This window comes from Anaeromonas frigoriresistens (genome assembly GCF_016820655.1).
GTDB classification, from domain to species: Bacteria; Bacillota; Clostridia; order Tissierellales; family SIT17; genus Anaeromonas; species Anaeromonas frigoriresistens.
Genome location: NZ_WSFT01000013.1, coordinates 40357 through 61404 on the forward strand (window position 1 = coordinate 40357; position 21048 = coordinate 61404).

A 21048-nucleotide genomic window follows, 5' to 3' on the forward strand; every position below is an offset into this window, starting at 1 on the left:
CTAAACACTCCTACAGTTATTAATTGCCCATATAATTCCTTCAACTATTATATCAAAATCTTTTTCTTCTACTGTTCTTAAATCTATAAGAAGATTATTATTATTAATTCTAGTAATTATTGGTGTTCTAAAAGTACGTAAACTTTCTTCTAGTAAATTAACACTGAAATCTTCACTTTTAATACTCAATACCTTTGTAGGAATTTGCTCTAAAGGCAGTGAGCCCCCTCCTACTTGAGAAAAATCATCAACTATTTCAACTGACAATTTATCAACATTCTTAATAATTAAATTATATAGTTTTTCTGCTTTTATACCTATTTCCTCTAATTGTATTGTAAGCATTCTTAAAGTAGGAATATTCCTAATGGCTTTATCCTCATCTAAGTATTCCCTTAGAATTAGTTCTAAAGCAGCTATTGTCATTTTATCTACTCTTATAGCTCTAGTTAATTGATTTCTTTTCATTTTATCTATTAGATCCTTCTTTCCTACAATAATTCCAGCCTGGGGACCACCTAATAGCTTATCACCACTAAAGCTTACTATATCTACTCCTCTATTTATTGACTCTTGAACTGTAGGCTCATAACTTAATCCGTATTTACTTAAATCTATTAAAACTCCACTACCAATGTCTTCAACTACAGGAATACCCCTTTGATTTCCAAGTTTAACTAGTTCTTCTATTGAAACAGATTCTGTAAATCCTACTATTCTATAATTACTTGTATGTACTTTTAATAAGACTGATGTATCTTCTCCTATTGCTTTTTCATAATCCCATAGATGAGTTTTATTTGTGGTACCTACATCAACTAATTTTCCTCCGCTTTGTTCCATTACTTCAGGAACTCTAAAAGATCCACCAATTTCAACTAATTCTCCTCTAGATACAATTACTTCTTTATTTTTAGCTAGAGTACTTAATATAAGCATAACAGCAGAAGCATTATTATTTACTACTAATGCTGCTTCTGCTCCAGTTATTCTACATATAATATCTTCTATATGACTATATCTAGACCCTCTTCTACCTTCTTCTAGATCATATTCTAAATTAGAATACTCTGATGCTATTTCTACAACTCTCTCCATTATCTCTCGAGAAATTAAAGATCTTCCTAAGTTAGTATGGATTATTGTACCAGTTCCATTAATAACCTTTCTAAGCTTCGGTTGAATTTTCATTTTGGCTTTTTCTATAATTTCATAATCTATCCTTTGTATTCTTTCTTCAATAGATGCTTTTGTTATAGTTGAAGATTGAATATTTTTTCTAATATCTTCTATCACTTCTCTTATAGATTCTAATACTATATCTCGGGGGATATAATTCAAAGCTTCTTCTATTTTTTCTTTTTGAAGAATTTCATCAACTTTAGGTAGACTTCTAAATAGTATGTTTTTATTTTCCATATATCTTCACCCTTATTCTACAATTATATAGTGTTCACCTTTTTCTATTACTCTACCAATAATACTGTATTCTGTATCTAACACTTTTAACTCTTCCATTAACTGATCTGCTTTATTCTTATCTACAGATATTAATAAGCCGCCGGAGGTTTGAGGATCAAACATAATATCTTTTAAAGATTCTTCTATATCCTCACTTATTTTTACATTATCTCCTATAAAAGATTTATTAGAGTATGCACCAGCAGGTATTATACCCATTTTAGCTAAATCATGGGCTTCTTTTATAACCGGTATTTTATTACTATGAAGCTCAATGGTTACATTGCTTCCTTTAGCCATTTCTAAACCATGACCTAATAGTCCAAATCCTGTAACATCAGTACAACTATTTACACCTACATTAATCATTGCATCTTTAGCTTTTTTATTTAAGGTAGTCATTATCTTAACTGCTTCATTATATGCATCCTTTGAAGCTATATCAGCTTTAATCGCAGTATTAACAATACCAGTACCTATAGGTTTAGTTAATACTAGAATATCACCAATTTTCGCATTACTATTAGTAATGACATTATCTGGATGTACAAATCCTGTAACAGTTAGACCATATTTAGGTTCATCATCTTCAACTGTATGTCCTCCAACAATTAATGCTCCAGCTTCTAATACTTTATCATTCCCACCTTTTAATATTTCAGTCATTACATCGGGACTCAAACAAGTAGGAAAACCAATGATATTCATTGCTAGTTTAGGTTCTCCCCCCATTGCATATATGTCACTTATTGAATTAGTAGCAGCTATTTGACCAAATGTATAGGGATCATCTACAACTGGAGTAAAAAAATCAACAGTCTGAATTATAGCGGTATCTTCATTAATTTTATATACAGCACCATCATCTGAGGTATCTATTCCAACCAGTAAGTTTTCATCAGTATTTCTTGGTATATGACACAGAACCTGTGCCAAGGTCTCAGGACCTATTTTGGCAGCTCAGCCAGAGGCAGTAGTCATTTGTGTAAGTCTAAATTTATTATCCATTGCTATCACTACCTTTCATTAAATGCTTATTTTACTTTGAATGTTTTGAAAGGTTTTCTCTCCTATACCTTCCACATTCATAATATCTTCTATTGAATTAAATTTATTACTATTTCTATACTCTATTATTTTATTTGCTTTTACGGAGCCTATGCCCGGTAAAGTTTCTAGTTCATTTTGATTGGCTGTATTTATATTTATCTTTCCATTATTATCTTCACTATTATTTTGTGTTAAATTATCATTGCCCAAGGATGATATCTCTTCTTCACCAACTTTATAAATATGTATCTTTTCTTCATCATCAACCTTTTTTGCTAAATTTATTCTATTTTCATCAGCTTCTGAAGTTAAACCCCCGGCTGCTAATACGGCATCATTTATTCTACTACCCAATTTTAATGTAAATATTCCAGGACTATTTACTGCTCCAGTTATATGTATAATTATATCTTCTGTCGGTTTTTCTGTCACAATCTCAATTGGTTCTTCTTCTGATATATCATCTTCTGTTTCTTCTAAATCAACTGCCTCTTCATATTTTTCGTAAGAAATATCATTTTTATTAGTAAATAATAGATTAATGCTAATTATACCTATTATAATAATAACTAGTATAAGTATAACTATTTGCTCCTTTCTTGTAAAGGAAATCATTTTCTCCGCCTCCCTAATTATCAATTGTATTATACTTCTACAAAGTTTACGTTTTCCCTTCATATAATTCTTTAATATTCCAATAAAAAACAATTAATACTTAGACTTAAAATATCATTAAAAATTTGATATACTATAATGTATCAGAATCAAGGAGTGATAACAGGTGAAAAAATTTGTCTCAATATTTATACTAATATTAATTGTCTTAAATTCATTTACTATAGTTTATGGAGAAGATAATTCCCTAAATCCCAGTGCTATTATTGGAGAAGCAGCTATTCTTATAGATGGAAATACGGGAGAGATTCTATTCGAAAAAAATATTCATAAACAAATGTTTCCTGCTAGTACTACTAAAATGCTTACAGGCATACTGGCAATAGAAAAGGGGAATTTTGATGAGATAGTGACTGTAGATGCTGAAACTCCTTATGAGATTGATGGAGCCCATATCGCTTTAGAGCCAGGAGAAAAGCTTAAGTTTAAAGATCTAGTGAACGCAACACTTATAGAGTCAGCAAATGATGCTGCTGTAGTTTTAGCAAAACATATTAGTGGCTCAGTTCCAGAATTTGCAGGTCTAATGAATAAGAAAGCTCAGGAAATAGGAGCTAAAAACTCAAACTTTGTAAATCCTAATGGACTACCTAATGATGAACATCTAACTACAGCCTATGACTTAGCTATGATAGCAAAATATGCAATGGAAAACGAACAATTTAGAGATATCGTTAAGAATTATCAGTACACTATAGAACCTACTAATATCAAAGATGAAAAGAGATTTATGCAATCTTCTAATAAACTACTATACAGTAAAAATAATATTGAAGTAAATGGTAAGGTTGTAGATATAAAATATGATGGAGCTATTGGTGTGAAAACAGGTTATACTACTGTAGCTCAACAATGCTACGTAGCAGCTGCTGAAAGAGATGGTAGAATGCTAATTTCAGTTGTTCTTAAGTCAGTAAGTAACAATATCTGGATAGATACTCATAAATTATTGAACTATGGGTTTGATAATTATAATAGTGTTAATTTAGGTTTTAAAAATGAATTCATTAAAAATATTGAAGTAGATAATGGAGACAGCGACTTTGTAACAGGAATTATAGGAGAAAATGTTTCAGTTACTGTTCCAAAGGGATTTGAAAATGCTATAGAGAAGAATATCGTTTTAAAAGATAAAATAGAAGCACCAATCTCTAAAGGCCAAGTATTGGGACAAGTTGAGTATATATCGGATTCGGAAGTTATAGCTACTGCAAATATTGTATCTACTTCTGATATCAGTTTAACTGGTATGTATAAGGCAATGTCTAAAACATCATTACATCCTGAGTTTAATCTATGGTGGTTATCTATTATATTGTTGTTTATTATTTGGAGATTTATTGTCATAAAAAGAAGAGCTAAAAGAAAAAGGAGATTTTCTAGAAATAATTTGACCTATAAGGGTAAATATTAATTCTTAAAAAAGGTGTAAGTTCCAATGGAACTTACACCTTTTTTATTTATATGTTCTTATTTCATCTAGATAATTATATATTGTATATCTTGATACACACAATACTTCTGCCACATACTCAACGGATCCTTTAATTAAGAAAGTGCCTTTTTCATCTAGAATTTTAACTATTTCAACCTTTTCTTCCTTATTCATATATGCTACGGGCTTACCTATACCTTCTAGTACCTTTCCCACTACACTATATAAAATATCATTAATATTTGTACCATAGGTCTCTTGAGTTTCTTTATATTTACCGAACTCATCTATTGTTTCTGTTAGCTCTGTTATAACTTTCTTTGCTACTACGAATTCAGATATATCTAAGTTTATACAAAGACACCCTACGACTTCGTCTGATTGGTCCTTAATAAATAATGTGGAGGACTTTAAAGTTCTTCCATCATTAGTAACATTTTTATATTTAATAAGGTTTTTTTCATATTCCTTATTTCTTATTGCCATAAGGCCTCTCTCAGTCATTGGGCTACCGACTTTTCGACCTGTTACATGACCATTTGATATTGCTATTACAGAGTGTTGAGGATTTTTTATATCATGTAGTACTACTTCGCAGTTACTTCCTAATGTCCTTGATATTCCATCTACTAATGGAATCATATTTAACAATAAAGGATGGACCTTTTCATTAGACATCTTTTCCCCCCATTAATTTGCTACAATATTTACAAGTTTTTTAGGTATTACTATAACCTTTCTCACTTGTTTGCCTTCAGTAAACTCTTTCACTTTCTGATTTTCTATAGATATTTTTTCTAATTCTTCTTTAGAGATACCAGAAGAAACCATGATTTTATCTCTGAGTTTACCATTAACTTGAATAACTACTTCCACCTCATCTTTTACTAAAGCTTCTTTATCATATCTTGGCCATTTAACGGTATGAATACTTTCTTTATGACCTATCATATTCCACAATTCTTCAGTAAGGTAAGGTGCAAAAGGAGCTAATAATACTGTTATTGTTTCAACAGAATCTGCTAAAAGAGCCTTTTTAGTATCTGTGCTTAGATCTTCCTTATACTTGTTCGTATCATTTACAAGCTCCATGATACTACTTATAGCAGTATTAAAATTAAATCTTTCATCTATATCTTCAGTTACCTTTTTAATGGTATTGTGAATAGAATATTTAATTTCTTTATCTTTTTTGTCTAACTTTTCTATATTTTTATTAGCATAGTTTTTATATACATCTCTTGATTCATCTACTAGTCGATATACTCTATTTAGGAATCTAAAACAGCCTTCTACCCCTTGATCATTCCACTCCAAGTCTCTTTCAGGAGGAGCCGCAAATAACACAAATAATCTAGCTGTATCTGCTCCGTAATTATTAATTATCTCTTCTGGACTAACAACATTTCCTTTTGATTTGGACATTTTAGCTCCATCTTTTAATACCATTCCTTGAGTTAAAAGATTTTCAAAGGGTTCATCAACTGGTGATATATCCATATCATACAATACCTTTGTAAAGAATCTAGCATAAAGTAAATGTAGAATTGCATGTTCTACTCCACCAATATATTGATCAACCTTCATCCAATATTTCGCTTTGGATTTATCAAAAACTTTTTTACTATTATTTGGATCAGTATATCTCAAGAAATACCAAGAAGAGTCAACAAATGTATCCATTGTATCAGTTTCTCTTCTAGCTTTCTTACCACATTTAGGACAATTTGTATGCATAAATTCTTTACTAGTTAATAAAGGTGACTCTCCTTTACCAGTAAATTCTACATCTGTAGGTAATAATACAGGAAGACTTTCTTCTGGAATAGGTACAGTTCCACAATCGTCACAGTATACTATAGGAATTGGAGTACCCCAGTATCTTTGTCTTGATATTAGCCAATCTCTTAATCTATAGTTAACAGTTTTATTTCCTAACTTCTCTGATTCTATATAGTTTGTGATTTTTGATTTTGCTTCTTCACTGCTTAAACCATTAAATTTATCGGAATTAATCATTATTCCTTCATTAGTATAAGCTTCAGCTAAATCCTCTATCTCTTTACCTTCTTCTGCTATAACTTGAGTTATTCTAATATTATATTTCTTTGCAAATTCAAAATCTCGTTGATCATGAGCTGGAACTGCCATTATTGCACCTGTTCCATAGTCAATTAATACATAATTAGCAATATATATTGGTATTTCTTTATTAGTCACAGGATTTATAGCATATCTACCAGTAAATATACCTTCCTTCTCTACATCTGTTGCTGTTCTATCTATATCAGATATATGTTCCATCTTCTTTTTGAATTCCATTACATCTTTTTCATATTCAGTTCCTTTTACTAAGTCATTTACATAAGTATGTTCTGGTGCAAGTACCATATAGTTCACACCATAAATGGTATCAGGACGAGTAGTAAAAACATTCAGATTGGAAGGGTAATCCTTAATTTTGAATTCAATTTCTGCCCCTTCACTTTTACCTATCCAATTTGTTTGCATAGACTTTACTTTTTCAGGCCAGCCTTCTAGCTTATCAATATCATCAAGTAACCTTTGAGCATAATCTGTAATCTTGAAATACCATTGATCTAATTCTTTTTTGCCTACTTCTGAATCACATCTTTCACATTGTCCATTTACTACTTGCTCATTGGCTAGAACTGTCTCACAGGATGGACACCAGTTAACTGCATAGTTCTTTTTATAAGCCAATCCTTTGTTATACATTTGTATAAAGAACCATTGGGTCCATTTATAGTAGTCTGGTTGGCATGTGGTAACTTCCCTATTCCAATCATAACTTAACCCAATACCTTTTAATTGCTCTCTCATATCATCAATATTCTCTAATGTCCATTTATTTGGATGAATACCATGTTTTATAGCTGCATTCTCAGCCGGTAATCCAAAAGAGTCCCATCCCATAGGATGAAGTACATTATATCCTTGCATCCTTCTTACCCTAGCTACTACATCACCTATAGAATAGTTTCTTACATGACCCATATGGATTCTTCCTGATGGATATGGGAACATTTCTAATTGATAGTATTTTTTCTTGTCATTCTCAAAGGCTTCAAAGGAATTAGAACTATCCCATTTTTGTTGCCATTTTTTTTCAATTTTACTAAAATTATAAGACATATTTATCCTCCTTCTTACTACTTATCTATATTTTAAACTTTATTTTACAAAATAAAAACTCCCCATCCTTATCTATATAGATAGGGACGAGAAGTAACCCGCGGTACCACCCTAATTGGCAATAATGCCCACTCATCGAGTCCTATAACGGGGACCAATCTTTTAGCTAAAGGAAGTTCAGTATCCAAACTTTATCAGTTTTCACCAACCACTGACTCTCTATAAAAATTTAAAATACTTACTACTCTTTATTTTATATTTTTAGTTGTAATAATTAATTAATAATATTATATATATCAACCTATATAGTTGTCAATATCAAGTTTCTTTCCATCTATCCATAATCTTTCTAAGTTATAAAATTCTCTATCTTCTTTATGGAATATATGAACTATTATATCACCAAAATCTAATAATATCCATCTTCCTGATCTATGTCCTTCTTTTGCTTTTAACTCATAACCACTTTTATGCATTTTATCATCTATAGCATCAGCTATTGCTATAGTTTGTCTTTCGCTATTACCACTACAAATTACAAAATAATCTGCAATACTTGTTATTTCAGTTACTTGTAATGCTGTGATATCATCTGCTCTTTTATCATCTGCTGTATTTATAACTATAGATAATTTCTCATTATTTTCTGTCACTTGATAACCTCCTATTTTTTATTTCTAGAAAGAATCAAATTATTTCTAGTATTAACTGTATTAGGATGCACTAGCCATCCCTTATCAATAATATACTTTATAGTATTATCCATAGAAATAATAATCGCCTTGTCTATATCATTAAAAGCTAATTCTCTGATTTCATTTATTCCTTCAAAATTTCTTCCTGGTTCAATATAATCTGCTATAAAGATTATTTTCTCCAGTATACTCATATCTTCTCTTCCTATAGTATGGTATTTTATAGCATTTAATATATCATCATCTACTATATTATATTTTAGTTTTGCTATTTCCGCTCCTAAAAAGCTATGTATTAAATGATGATTATGTCTTGATATAATATCTAAGATTATACCAAACTCTTCTGCCCTTTTCAATAATACCTTTCTATCCTTGTATTTTGCACAGTCATGTAGCAGAGCAGCTATTTCTGTTCTCCTATCATCAACTCCATAAACTAATGCTAACTTCTTAGCTGTTTCAACTACTCTAAGGGTGTGATTATATCTTTCTTCATCTATCTCTTGGATTAGTATTTTTTTGATATTTTCAATATCCATATAGTTACCTCCATTATCTATAGAGATTTTTCTTATTTATATAATTGATAACTGAGTCAGGTATCATGTATTTAACAGTTTTTCCTACCTTAAGTCTTTTTCTTATATCTGTAGATGACAAATCAATTGGAGCTATTGATAAGGAACTAATTTGCCTATTATATTTTTTCTCTAGTTTTTGAATTCCAGATTTTAATTCATTCATATTATACCCCGGTCTAGTGGCAGCAATAAATTTACATGAATCTAATAACTCTTTTGTATTTTTCCATGTTTCTATTTCTAATATTGCATCTGCTCCTGTAATGAAATAAAACTCTGCCATTGGATAAATTTCTTTTAGTTCTTTAATAGTATCAACAGTGTAGCTTGTACCTATTCTTTTTGTTTCTATATCAGACACTTCAAAATGCTCATTAGAAGCCGTAGCAAGTAAAGTCATTATATATCTATCTTCAGAAGATACTTGACCTTCAATAAGTTTATGAGGTGGGTTCCCTGTAGGTATAAAAAGTACTTTATCTAGTCCAAAACCTTTTCTTATTTCCTCTGCCATAACTAAATGTCCTATATGTATAGGATTAAATGTTCCACCCATCAGTCCTATCTTTATTAATTTTTTCATAATTAACCTCCCATATATAATACAACTGTATTATATATCAATTATCTATAATAATAAACAAAATCCCCCAAGTTGGAGGATTAATTTTGATCTACATAACTTTTTAATTGATTTATTTCATTCATATTAGATGATTGGATGTCATCAATATGTTCCTTTTCAAAATTTTTAAAATACATCTTAAAGGTTCCATCATTTTCATCTTCATAGCGTATACATTTATACCCTTTTTCATATAGACGTCTTAATTTTTCTATGTTATCCATTATTTCATCTCCTTTAATAAAAGTATTATAGAAATAATATATTTTTCAAAAAAAATAAAGAGGATTATTCCTCTTTATTTTGACCTATCTACATATTTATATTCACTATTTTGGTAATTTTATAGTTTTGTTTTCTTCAGATTCTCTATATAGTACAAACTTATTACCAATACTTTGAACAAACTCAGCTCCAGTTTTATTAGCTACATCATTTGCTACTTCTTTAGTATCAAGAAAACTATTATTTAAAACATTTACTTTTACTAATTCTCTAGCTTCTAATGCATCATTAACTTGAGTTATAAAATTATCTGTTACTCCATTTTTCCCAATTTGTAATATAGGATCAACACCATGGGCTTCCTTTTTTAAAAAGCTTCTTTGTTTACCTGTAAGCACTTATAACACTCCTTATAGTTCTATTTCTCCCTTACGTAATATTCTACGTCTGTTCTCATAATCTTTATTACCCTTTTTTCATCCATTTCTTTCTTTTACTAATGGTTCATAATTCTCATTTGTTAGAATTTCATTTTTTTCAATACAATAATAAGTGGGCTGATTATCTTTACAATTATTACATTGCAAACAACACATTTTTTCTAAACCTCCATATTACTCAAAGAATTCAAATTCATATCCACAAATATTTACAGAATCTTCTTCTGATATACCTAAATCTCTTAATCTATCAATTATGCCTAAATCTCTTAGTCTTTTTTGGAAGAATCGAGCTGAATCTAAATCATCCAGATTAGTAGAATCCATCAATTTTTCAACTATTGATCCCTCTACAAAATACTCATCCTCTTCTTTTCTTACAATAATGCCTTTATTTTCATCTTCAAGTTTATATAGTTTTACATCCTCTTCTACTTGAATAATAGATTCTACTTCCCCTACTTCTTCTAGTTTTTCAGCAATTTTAAATATTAGTTCCTTAACACCTTCTTGAGTTGCAGCAGATATACTATATACCTCATATCCTAACTTTTCAATTTCTTCTTTGAACAATTTAAAATTCTCTTCAGTATCAGGTAGATCAATTTTATTCGCTACAACTATTTGAGGTCTTAAAGATAATTTTTCATTATATAATTTTAGTTCTTCATTTATTTTATGAAAATCATCAATCGGATCTCTGCCTTCTTGACCAGAAATATCTACTAAATGCACCAACACTTTAGTTCTCTCTATATGTCTTAAAAAATCATGACCTAATCCTGTACCACTATGAGCACCTTCTATTAATCCTGGAATGTCTGCAATTGCAAAGCTATTACCTTCTGCTACTCTTACTACTCCTAGATTAGGTTTTATAGTAGTAAAATGATAATTAGCAATTTTAGGTTTTGCTGAGGATACTATTGATAATAGTGTAGATTTTCCTACATTAGGAAATCCTATAAGTCCTACATCTGCTAATAGTTTAAGCTCTAGTACAATCCATCTTTCTTGTCCTGCTTCTCCACCTTCAGCAAATCTAGGCGCTTGTCTAGTAGAAGTTGCAAACTTTGCATTACCTCTACCTCCTCTTCCTCCTTTAGCAACCACAAAACTATCATTTTCCAATGTTAAATCGGCAATTATTCTTCCTGATTCCTCATCTTTTACTATTGTTCCTGGGGGAACTCTTATTATTAAATCATCCCCATCTTTTCCATATTGTCTCTTTGATCTACCACTGTCTCCTACTGGAGCTTTAAAATGCTTTTTAAAACGTAAATCCATCAAGGTTCTTAATCCTTCATCAACCTTTAGAATTACATCACCACCATCACCACCATCGCCTCCTGCTGGCCCTCCAGATGGCTCATACTTTTCTCTTCTCCATGCAACAGCTCCATGACCTCCATTTCCACCTTTTACAAAAATCTTAGCTTTATCTATAAACATATTATCAACCTCATCTTATAATTACTTATATTTTAGTATTCTATAAAATACAATTTAATTTATTTTTCCACTAAAAATTCAATTTAATCTTATAGAGTACTATATGTAATTTTTACCTCAAAACTATATAAATTATTCATTAATAAATAAAATAAAGACCTACCTAAGTAGGTAGGTCTTATTCAGCAATAGCATCTGTTGCATATACGCTTACTTGCTTTTTATCTTTGCCTTTTCTCTCGAATTTAACTACTCCATCTATTGTAGCGAATAGAGTATCATCTCCACCTTTTTTTACATTGTGTCCTGGATGGATTTTAGTTCCTCTTTGTCTTACTAGTATATTTCCAGACAATACATGTTGTCCGTCAGCTCTCTTAACACCAAGTCTTTTGGACTCACTGTCACGACCGTTCTTAGAACTACCTACCCCTTTTTTGTGGGCAAATAACTGTAAATTCATAATTAACATTCCTCTACACCTCCCTATACTTAAGGGTTATATATTTTGGATAAGATTCCATAGTACTTTTTATACCTACTAATATTGTTTGTAAAACTATCTGAGCTTTACTCCAATTTTCTATATCTATATCTGCCGGTAACTCAACTTCAATATATCCATCATCAATGGTATATTCTACAGGTATATTTAACACTTCACTTAAAGATACCACCCCGGTTTGTGCTAATACTGAAATAGCAGCACAAACAATATCTTTTCCATGATTATCATATCCTGTATGACCTTTGACAATATATTTAGTTATATCACCATTTTCTTTTCTGAAAAACTCAACTATAGTCATTTTTTATCACTATCCGTTAATTTTTTCAATTTTTACTTTAGTGTAAGGCTGACGATGTCCTTGCTTTCTTCTGTAATCTTTTTTTGCTTTAAATTTGAACACGATTATTTTCTTTCCTTTTCCATGTTCAACTATAGATGCATCAACTGTTACATCCTCAACAAAAGGCTTTCCTACCTTCACATCACCATCATTAGATACTAATAATACTTTATCAAACTTAATGTTATCTCCTTCGTTTCCAGCAACTTTCTCAACAAACAAAGTATCTCCTTCTTGAACTCTGTATTGCTTTCCACCAGTTTCAATTACTGCGTACATAAACTACACCTCCTCAATCCAGTCTCGCCATGTTAGGTACTTTCGTTTAAAACCTAACTTGAGCGGCTACTTACAGAATAGTATTCTATCAAATAGATACAAGTTTGTCAATGAATTCTTCTGTTTAGTCCATTATCTTCTCTATATCAATGATTCTACCCATTTTCTTATTGATAAGATCATCAATTTTTAAATCTTCATTTCCAACCATATAGATTTTGATATTAAAATGGTTCTCTATTATTTCAATCATATCTTTATAATCTTCTATTATTTCCTTTAATTTAAAAGGATTTAATTCAAATAAAATCCCCTCTGCTGATGTATGTATACTTACTCTTTCCGCTTCCTTTTCTATCTTAGTAAGTAAGAAATCAGTAGATTTTATTTTTGAGGTACCATTACAACAAGGACATTCAGAAAGTAACCTAGTAGATAGTTTATTCCTGCTTTTTTTCCTTGTCATTTCTAATAACCCTAATTGAGTAATACCTAAAACTGTAGTTTTAGTTCTGTCTTTCTTTAATTCATTTTTAAAAACATTTATAAGGTTTTCTTCATCTTCTTTATTGGTCATATCGATAAAATCAATTATAATGATTCCACCAATATTTCTTAGTCTCAATTGTTTAGTAATCTCTTTTGCAGCCTCAATATTAGTTTTATAAACTGTATCTTTTAAGTTAATACTTCCAACAAATTTGCCGGTATTCACATCTATGGACGTTAATGCCTCGGTTTCATCTATAATTATATATCCGCCGCTTTTAAGCCATACCTTTTTATCTAGGGCACTTTTGATTTTAGAGTCAATTCCTGTTACCTTAAATAAGTCATCTCCTCTTTCAAAGTAATGTATTCTTGATTTAAGGTTAGGTGATATATTACTAGATAATTCTAATAAATCTTCATATTTATTTTTATCATTTATAAGTATCTTATCAATTTTCTTAGTAAACATATCTCTAATAGTTCTTCCTAGTAAATCAAAATCTTTATAAATCACTCTAGGAGATGTACCAAGATTTCTTTCCCTATCAATTTTAGAATAAATATTAACTAAATAATCTATATCTTGCTTTAAATCTTCTTCTGTTTTATCTTTTGAAGCTGTTCTTAATATTAATCCCATGTCTTCTGGCCTAATACTCTCAGCTACCTTCTTTAATCTTTCTCTTTCTTCTTCACTGCTAATCTTTCTAGATACACCTACATAAGTATTATAAGGCATTAATACTAAGTACCTTCCAGGCAAAGTTATATGGGTAGTGACTCTAGCTCCTTTTGTTCCATAGGGTTCTTTTATAACTTGAACTATTAGTTCTTGTCCTTGTTTTACTAAATCTTTTATAGATAAACTTTTGATATCAATATTTTGATTAAGCATAGATTTAGGCACTGCATCCCTAACATATAAGAACGCATTTTTTTCTAACCCAATATTTATAAAAGCAGCCTGCATTCCTGGTAACACATTTACAACTCTACCTTTATAAACATTGCCTTGAATCTTTTTATCTTCTTTTCTTTCATGAAATATTTCTACTAATTCATTTTCTTCTATAATTGCTACTCTATTTTCATAGAGTCCCACATCAATTATAATCTCATTCATTTAATCCCTCCTTATAAGGGTGTATTATATGGGAGCTACCTTCTTTCCATCTATTTCAGTAAATAATTCTAATCTATGAATTTTATATTCCTCATTATTAATATTTAACCCTTCTCTGTGCAATGTCTCTATTAATATCTCAGGCTTTAAATTCCCGTTACTTCCTGTTTTTAATAATGTTTTTAATATAAGCTTATTTTCTTCTAATAATAATAACTCAATATTCTCTATTCCTTCTCTTATATTAACTTCCCTTGTGACAATTCTACCTTTTTTCTTTTTTTGTTTTGTAATTAATATTTCATCCTGTTTTAGATAATCAGATATATTTTCTAATACTTTTTCTTTTGATGTACCCTCCAAGAGTTCTAATTCTATAATATAACTAGACCATTTTATTAAAGCCATTAATGATTTAGAATCTTCCGTGTAATTAGCTTTTAGAATTTTAACACCCTCCGGTAATACTTCATTCATTTTTCTAGTAAACTCTTCAGTACTAATTTCTTCTACAACCTCAATATCCATATATTCCCCTTCGCTGGTAAGGCCTAGAGCCAATGCTGTTGCTAATGAAAACTTTGGTTGAGGGTTATACCCTTGTGAATACTCTACAGGGATATTTGCCCTTCTAAATGCTCTTTGAAATAATCTCATTAGGTCTAAGTGGGATATATATCTGATTAAAGAATCTTTTTTGAATTTTACTCTTAATTTAGCCATTAACATATTCCCCCTTTAAAATCCTTAGTAATTCCACATCCACTACAACTTACTTGACAATTAGGGGTTAACTCGCCTTTTTGTGCTTTTTCATTCTCTTTAATCAAAAATTGTTTAGTTACACCTATATCTATAAAGTCCCAAGGTAAAATTTCTTCATATTCTCTTTGTCTATTAGCATAGAAATGAGGATCTATTTCTAACTTTTCAAAAGCATCCATCCATACATCATATTTAAATTGATCTCTCCATCCATCAAATTTAGCTCCATTTTTATATGCTTCTATTAGGACTTGAGAAACCTTCCTATCTCCCCTAGCAAAAACTGCTTCTAGAAAACTAACCTTAGCATCATGGGTATTATAAGTAATTTTTCTATCTTTTATTATACTCTTTAGATAATCCTGTTTTTCTTTAAACTCTTCTATTGTATCTTGTGGATACCATTGAAAAGGTGTAAAGGCTTTAGGTACAAAACATGAAGCACTAGTTGTTATTTTTAAACTACCTTTCATTTTTTCTCTAGGTAAATTAAAAAATTCTTCTTTTACTTTATATGCTAAATCTTTAATGCCGTAGAGATCTTCTTCTGTTTCAGTAGGCAAGCCTATCATAAAGTACAATTTAACTGTTGACCATCCCATTCCAAAAGCATCTCTGACAGAAGTAATAAGATCTTCTTCATTTATTCCCTTATTTATTACATCCCTAAGTCTTTGGGTTCCAGCTTCTGGAGCAAAGGTTAACCCTGTTTTTCTAACCTTTTGTATTTCTTGTATCATTTCAAGAGAAAATGAATCCAATCTTAAAGATGGTAGTGATAAGCCTATTTTTTTATCTTTAAACTCACTAATCAAAGAAGTAACTAGTGTTTCTAATTGTGAATAATCACTAGTACTCAATGAAGATAAAGATATTTCCTCATGTCCTGTTACTTCAATCAATTCTTTAGCTAATGAAATAAGACTATCAACACTTCTTTCTCTAACGGGTCTATAAATCATACCCGCTTGACAGAATCTACATCCCCTAGTACACCCTCTAAATATTTCCAGAATGACTCTATCATGAACAGTTTCAATATATGGTATTATCATTTTCTTTGGGAAATAAGTATCATCTAGGTTTTTTTGAATTACTTTTTTTATTTTAATAGGATACTCTTCTTTTAAAGGAATCGTTTCTTTTATTGTATTATCCTCATTATAATCCACCTTATAAAATGAAGGTACGTATATGCCATCAATATTTACAATTGATTCTAAAAATTCTTTTCTTGATAATCCATTTTCTTTTCCCTCAATGTATTTTCTCATTACTTTAAGTATAGTTTCTTCTGACTCTCCTATAACAAAAAAATCTATTATATCTGCAAGAGGTTCAGGATTATAGGCACAAGGTCCTCCAGCGATAATGAAAGGATCGTCCTCACCTCTATCAACTGTCTCTAAAGGAATATCTGATAAATCAATCATACTTAAGATATTGGTATAACTCATTTCATATTGTAATGTAAATCCTACAAAATCAAATTCTTTTATCGGAGTCTTACTTTCTAGAGAATATAATGGAATATTGTTGTCTCTCATCTGTTCTTCCATATCTACCCATGGCGTGAAAACTCTTTCACAATAAATATCATTTTCTTCATTTAAAAGATTATATAATATATGTAATCCTAAATGACTCATCCCCACATCATAAATATCTGGGAAAGCAAAAGCAAATGTTGCTTTAACATCTGATTTTTCTTTTGTATAAATGTTTTGTTCATGTCCTATATATCTAGCAGGTTTTTCTACTTTTAAAAGAACTTTATCTAATCTTTCTTGACTAATCATAATAATCATCCTTTGTTATAAATTAAAATCTCAGTATTTATTTTAACACTTTTTGTTATTAATTAGTAGTGTTTCTATATTTTCATTACATCCATACTCTATTATACCATTAAAAAAATTCTCTTCTGTAATTCTTCCTAAAAAGTTACCCTCCCTATCAATAATAAATATAATATTATACCTATGGGGTAATATTATATCCAATATTGATTTTAATTTTGCATTCTCGAGTGCTATTAAAAAATGAGCTTTCATCATCCTATTATTTTCTAAGTTAGTCTTTTTCCTTGTAATACTTTGGGTTAAAATAAAGGCCGCCATTTCTCTTTCAACTTTGGCAGCCTTTAATAAATAAAATACCAGTAATACTAGAACTATTACTTCAAAGATATCTTTAGTAAAAAATAACCCTATACAAAACAATAGGGTTAGAGTAAATTTACCAATGATACTTGTATACTTAATGGAAAACTTAAAGCCTCCTTGCATGTATAATATACCTCTAACAACTCTACCCCCATCTAGAGGTAAAATAGGTAAGATATTAATAGCAAATAACAATATATTAATCTCAATAAACAAGTTAATCAGTTCACTGTCTGGAAATACAACAACTAATAAATACGAAAAGAATAGCAAAACAACATTACACATAGGTCCAGCTAAACTTATCATTATTTCTTTTACTGGATCTATACCTAGAGGATATTCGAATTTTATAATTGCTCCTAAGGGAAAAATATTAAATTCCCTAATCTTTACTTTATTTATTAATGCAGTTACAAAGTGTCCTGTTTCATGAATCAAAAGAATAAAAAATAAAATAGTAAACTCATAAATATATCCATTAAAATATATCATAATTAATAAGGGGATTAAGGTAAGGTTCAAATTAATTTTAATATTTTTTATTGATGAAATATTCATTTTTCACCTTCCAAATCAAATTAGTAATATATCTTCATCACCATACTCTATATCATCTATTGGATCTATTGATTTATTATCTTTGTAAATCTCTATTCTAAAATTAAGTTTTTCATTAGTATTTTTGATTTCACCTATTATTTCACCTTTCTTTACATTATCATTTATTTCTTTATTAATTACACCCAGTCCATAATATTTAGCCAAATACTCCCCATGCCTTATAACCATGTAATTTCCATAGATATTATCTTTACCTACTTCTAAAACAGTTCCTTCTGATATTGACTTCACAGCCTCATTATCTGCTATTATATCTACTCCTTTATTAAACACTTGTATATCATTAGATTTTTTGTATTCTCCGTAATCTTTATATAAAACACCAGCAACAGGAAATACATATTTATCATCAGTATCTTCATTATGAAACATGGTACTTATCACTTCTTTTTCTTTTATCTTATTATAAACTAATATTACATCAGATTTTATACTTCTATCTTCTTCTATACTACTTTTTATAACTTTAATAGCTTTATCTGAGCTAGCTGTACTAAATAATTTAATAATAATGATAACTATGACAATTAATATACATAAGAATGTGTTAATAAACATCCTTCTATAAAATTGTTTATTTGTTTTACCTGTAGTATAGTATTTGGGCCTATGTTTATATATTTTTCGTCTCTTCACATTTATCCCCTGCCTTATATTCTTTATCATTATTATAATTATTTAATTAATAGGTTATTTATTACAATAAATTAGACAATAAATAAAGAAAGACAGTCTGACTCTTAGTCAGACTGTCTAATTACTTTTCTCCAAGATAAATCTCCTCTTTCCAATCCTTTAAGAAGCAGTTCTGCTCCTCCAATATTGGTAGCTAAAGGTATGTTGTGAACATCACATAACCTCATTAATGCAAGTATATCTGGCTCATGGGGTTGAGCAGTTAAAGGATCTCTTAAAAATATAACAATATCCATCTTATTTTCTGCAATCATTGCCCCTATTTGTTGATCTCCACCTAAAGGGCCAGAGTTAAATCTATGAATAGTTAAATTAGTTGCTTCTTGAATTCTAGTCCCTGTGGTTCCTGTAGCAAAGAGATTATGTTTTTCAAAAATTCTTTCATAGGCAATTGAAAAGTTAACAATGTCTTTCTTTTTCTTATCGTGGGCAACTAAAGCTATGTTCATAAGACATCTCCTTATTTCATTCCTTTGTCTTTCATTTTCAGAATAGGTATATTAGCTACTAATGCAGGTATAGGTGTATTATCGGATTCTCTTCTTGTTCTAGTAAATTGTATATCTAAACCTTCTTCATCAATTTCCATATAATCTGAAATCACATTAATAATATCACCTTTCACCATTTCTAAAAACTTTGGTGATACATTAGTCCTATCATGAATTAGTACCAGTTTAAGTCTTTCTTTGGCAACACTCTTGCTTTTATTATCACTTTTATTAAAGATTTTAAACAGATCCAATTTTTCTCCCCCTTCCTATTATTTCCCAAAAAATATTTTTTTCAACTTAGAGAATACATTTTCATCTACATCTAGATTTAATAGTGGGACCTCTTCACCTTGTATACGTTTTGTTATGTTTCTATAGGCTTGTCCAGCTAATGCCTTGTCGTCTGTTACAACTGGTTCACCTTTATTAGTAGATATAACAATAGATTCATCATCAGGAACAATTCCTAATAAATCTATAGCTAAAATATCTATCATATCATCTATATTCATCATGTCTCCTCTTTTAACCATATCGTTTCTGATTCTATTAATGATTAATTTTGGATCATAAATACCTTTAGCTTCTAATAAACCTATAATTCTATCAGCATCTCTAACAGCAGAGATTTCTGGTGTAGTTACAACAATAGCTTTATCGGCTCCTGCTATAGCATTTTGAAATCCTTGCTCAATTCCAGCAGGACAATCTATTATTACATAATCAAAAATTTTCTTCAATTCTTCAGTTAAATCCTGCATTTGTTTTGGAGATACAGCTGTTTTATCTTTTGTTTGCGCAGCAGGTAAAAGACATAACCCATCATACCTTTTGTCTTTTATTAATCCTTGTTTTAGTCTACATACTCCTTCAACTATATCTACTATGTCATAAACAATTCTATTTTCTAGACCCATAACAACATCTAAATTTCTAAGTCCTATATCTGCATCTACAACTACTACTTTATTTCCATCCATAGCCAATCCAGTTGCAATATTTGCAGAGCTTGTTGTTTTACCAACCCCGCCTTTACCTGATGTAATTACAATAACTTCACTCATTTATCTGCCTCCATTCAATACTTTATTTTTTTTGTAAGTAAGGTTCTATCATTACTGTATTATCTTTTATCTTTGCTATTTCTGGCCACTGAGGAGACAGTATCTCATTGTCAGGGCTTCTTGCAATAATATCTGCTATCCTCAATTGATTAGGCTTCATCTGAAATGCAGCTACTATTGCCTCTTTATTTCCATCACTACCTGCATGGGCAATGCCTCTTAAGGCACCCATAATTATAATATTACCCTTAGCCACTATAACTGAACCAGGGTTTGTATCCCCTAAGACTACTATATTTCCATCAAATTCCACTCTTTGGCCCGAACGCAAAGTATGACGCAAGAATTTTGTATTACCAATATCTATGCCATCAAAAGGTAGTATTTCTTCTATATCTTCTTCTATTAACTCTTTTTCCACTATTTCTACCTCTATTCCAAACTCTTCTATCAAACTAACCAAAATATTAAATTCCTCTTCTAAAAGGTGACCTCCTTTAATATCAACCACCTTTGCACCTTGAAAAAATTCTTTAGTTGTCTCTAGTTTATTTATTAATTGATTCTTTATAAGATTAAAATCTCCTTCTTTTATTTGTATATAAATACCGTCTTTATTTCCTTTAAAGCTTATCATATTTTGATCCATGTCTTTACCTCCAAAAAATTGCTGCTCTTTATTTATTATTCTATG

General features: G+C 30.0%; 24 protein-coding genes and 1 other annotated feature. Of the genes, 1 reads left to right on the forward strand and 23 read right to left on the reverse strand.

Translation table 11 applies throughout. The features are described from left to right. Genes selA through GOQ27_RS01690 form a run of 3 tightly spaced genes read right to left on the reverse strand, consistent with a single transcriptional unit; the run spans window position 1 to window position 3126 of the window. Entirely contained in the window at window positions 1–1419 is a 1419-nt protein-coding gene (gene selA / locus GOQ27_RS01680) for an L-seryl-tRNA(Sec) selenium transferase (protein WP_203365081.1), read from the reverse strand. 12 nt (window positions 1420–1431) lie between these two features. Then, the gene (selD, locus tag GOQ27_RS01685) at window positions 1432–2469 is read right to left on the reverse strand and encodes a selenide, water dikinase SelD (RefSeq protein ID WP_203365082.1); all 1038 of its coding nucleotides are present in this window, start codon (window positions 2467–2469) and stop codon (window positions 1432–1434) included. Between the two features lie 18 nt (window positions 2470–2487). Next, window positions 2488–3126 (reverse strand): helix-hairpin-helix domain-containing protein, encoded by a 639-nt coding sequence (locus GOQ27_RS01690; RefSeq protein ID WP_203365083.1) that lies wholly within the window; start codon window positions 3124–3126, stop codon window positions 2488–2490. Window positions 3127–3292: 166 nt separating this feature from the next. Between GOQ27_RS01690 and GOQ27_RS17405 the strand changes: the two genes are divergently transcribed. Continuing rightward, on the forward strand, window positions 3293–4600 hold the full coding sequence (locus GOQ27_RS17405; RefSeq protein WP_203365084.1) for a D-alanyl-D-alanine carboxypeptidase family protein: 1308 nt from the start codon (window positions 3293–3295) through the stop codon (window positions 4598–4600). A gap of 42 nt (window positions 4601–4642) precedes the next feature. Here GOQ27_RS17405 and GOQ27_RS01700 read toward each other — a convergent pair whose 3' ends face one another. The 20 genes from GOQ27_RS01700 to minC all read right to left on the reverse strand — a co-directional run bounded on the left by GOQ27_RS01700 (window position 4643) and on the right by minC (window position 21003). Further along, window positions 4643–5299 carry a helix-turn-helix transcriptional regulator gene (locus GOQ27_RS01700; RefSeq protein ID WP_203365085.1) on the reverse strand — a complete coding sequence of 219 codons (657 nt, stop codon included), beginning with the start codon at window positions 5297–5299 and terminating at the stop codon, window positions 4643–4645. Window positions 5300–5311: 12 nt separating this feature from the next. After that, window positions 5312–7777, reverse strand: coding sequence for a leucine--tRNA ligase (gene leuS / locus GOQ27_RS01705; RefSeq protein ID WP_203365086.1), 2466 nt, complete (start codon window positions 7775–7777; stop codon window positions 5312–5314). A gap of 79 nt (window positions 7778–7856) precedes the next feature. After that, window positions 7857–8041: a binding site (T-box leader), on the reverse strand. Window positions 8042–8073: 32 nt separating this feature from the next. Continuing rightward, a complete protein-coding gene (rsfS, locus tag GOQ27_RS01710; protein WP_203365087.1) occupies window positions 8074–8430 on the reverse strand; it encodes a ribosome silencing factor in 357 nt (118 codons plus the stop codon). Between the two features lie 11 nt (window positions 8431–8441). After that, window positions 8442–9014, reverse strand: a complete 573-nt coding sequence (gene yqeK / locus GOQ27_RS01715; RefSeq protein WP_203365088.1) for a bis(5'-nucleosyl)-tetraphosphatase (symmetrical) YqeK — start codon at window positions 9012–9014, stop codon at window positions 8442–8444. 13 nt (window positions 9015–9027) lie between these two features. Continuing rightward, window positions 9028–9639: a nicotinate-nucleotide adenylyltransferase gene (gene nadD, locus GOQ27_RS01720; protein WP_203365089.1), complete on the reverse strand. Its 612-nt coding sequence runs from the start codon at window positions 9637–9639 to the stop codon at window positions 9028–9030. 80 nt (window positions 9640–9719) lie between these two features. After that, complete coding sequence (locus GOQ27_RS01725) at window positions 9720–9905, reverse strand: hypothetical protein (protein ID WP_203365090.1); 186 nt, start codon at window positions 9903–9905, stop codon at window positions 9720–9722. Between the two features lie 105 nt (window positions 9906–10010). Next, the gene (gene yhbY, locus GOQ27_RS01730) at window positions 10011–10304 is read right to left on the reverse strand and encodes a ribosome assembly RNA-binding protein YhbY (protein WP_203365091.1); all 294 of its coding nucleotides are present in this window, start codon (window positions 10302–10304) and stop codon (window positions 10011–10013) included. A 216-nt stretch (window positions 10305–10520) separates the two neighbouring features. After that, complete coding sequence (gene obgE / locus GOQ27_RS01735) at window positions 10521–11801, reverse strand: GTPase ObgE (RefSeq protein ID WP_203365092.1); 1281 nt, start codon at window positions 11799–11801, stop codon at window positions 10521–10523. A 178-nt stretch (window positions 11802–11979) separates the two neighbouring features. Further along, complete coding sequence (gene rpmA / locus GOQ27_RS01740; RefSeq protein ID WP_203365093.1) at window positions 11980–12273, reverse strand: 50S ribosomal protein L27; 294 nt, start codon at window positions 12271–12273, stop codon at window positions 11980–11982. Window positions 12274–12277: 4 nt separating this feature from the next. Beyond that, window positions 12278–12610, reverse strand: coding sequence for a ribosomal-processing cysteine protease Prp (locus tag GOQ27_RS01745; RefSeq protein WP_203365094.1), 333 nt, complete (start codon window positions 12608–12610; stop codon window positions 12278–12280). A 9-nt stretch (window positions 12611–12619) separates the two neighbouring features. Next, window positions 12620–12931, reverse strand: a complete 312-nt coding sequence (gene rplU / locus GOQ27_RS01750; RefSeq protein ID WP_203365095.1) for a 50S ribosomal protein L21 — start codon at window positions 12929–12931, stop codon at window positions 12620–12622. A 124-nt stretch (window positions 12932–13055) separates the two neighbouring features. Continuing rightward, window positions 13056–14546 (reverse strand): Rne/Rng family ribonuclease, encoded by a 1491-nt coding sequence (locus GOQ27_RS01755; protein ID WP_203365096.1) that lies wholly within the window; start codon window positions 14544–14546, stop codon window positions 13056–13058. Between the two features lie 24 nt (window positions 14547–14570). After that, window positions 14571–15269 (reverse strand): TIGR03936 family radical SAM-associated protein, encoded by a 699-nt coding sequence (locus tag GOQ27_RS01760; RefSeq protein ID WP_203365097.1) that lies wholly within the window; start codon window positions 15267–15269, stop codon window positions 14571–14573. Next, window positions 15269–17110 carry a TIGR03960 family B12-binding radical SAM protein gene (locus tag GOQ27_RS01765; RefSeq protein ID WP_425475001.1) on the reverse strand — a complete coding sequence of 614 codons (1842 nt, stop codon included), beginning with the start codon at window positions 17108–17110 and terminating at the stop codon, window positions 15269–15271. The genes GOQ27_RS01760 and GOQ27_RS01765 overlap by 1 nt, the downstream gene beginning before the upstream one ends. A 42-nt stretch (window positions 17111–17152) precedes the next feature. Then, complete coding sequence (locus GOQ27_RS01770; protein WP_203365099.1) at window positions 17153–17971, reverse strand: site-2 protease family protein; 819 nt, start codon at window positions 17969–17971, stop codon at window positions 17153–17155. Window positions 17972–18052: 81 nt separating this feature from the next. Further along, the gene (locus GOQ27_RS17410) at window positions 18053–18736 is read right to left on the reverse strand and encodes a murein hydrolase activator EnvC family protein (RefSeq protein WP_203365100.1); all 684 of its coding nucleotides are present in this window, start codon (window positions 18734–18736) and stop codon (window positions 18053–18055) included. A 104-nt stretch (window positions 18737–18840) separates the two neighbouring features. Next, window positions 18841–19245, reverse strand: a complete 405-nt coding sequence (mgsA, locus tag GOQ27_RS01780; RefSeq protein ID WP_203365101.1) for a methylglyoxal synthase — start codon at window positions 19243–19245, stop codon at window positions 18841–18843. A gap of 11 nt (window positions 19246–19256) precedes the next feature. Beyond that, entirely contained in the window at window positions 19257–19541 is a 285-nt protein-coding gene (gene minE / locus GOQ27_RS01785; protein WP_203365102.1) for a cell division topological specificity factor MinE, read from the reverse strand. A gap of 18 nt (window positions 19542–19559) precedes the next feature. After that, on the reverse strand, window positions 19560–20354 hold the full coding sequence (minD, locus tag GOQ27_RS01790) for a septum site-determining protein MinD (RefSeq protein WP_203365103.1): 795 nt from the start codon (window positions 20352–20354) through the stop codon (window positions 19560–19562). Window positions 20355–20376: 22 nt separating this feature from the next. After that, complete coding sequence (gene minC / locus GOQ27_RS01795; RefSeq protein WP_203365104.1) at window positions 20377–21003, reverse strand: septum site-determining protein MinC; 627 nt, start codon at window positions 21001–21003, stop codon at window positions 20377–20379. Window positions 21004–21048: the final 45 nt, after the last annotated feature.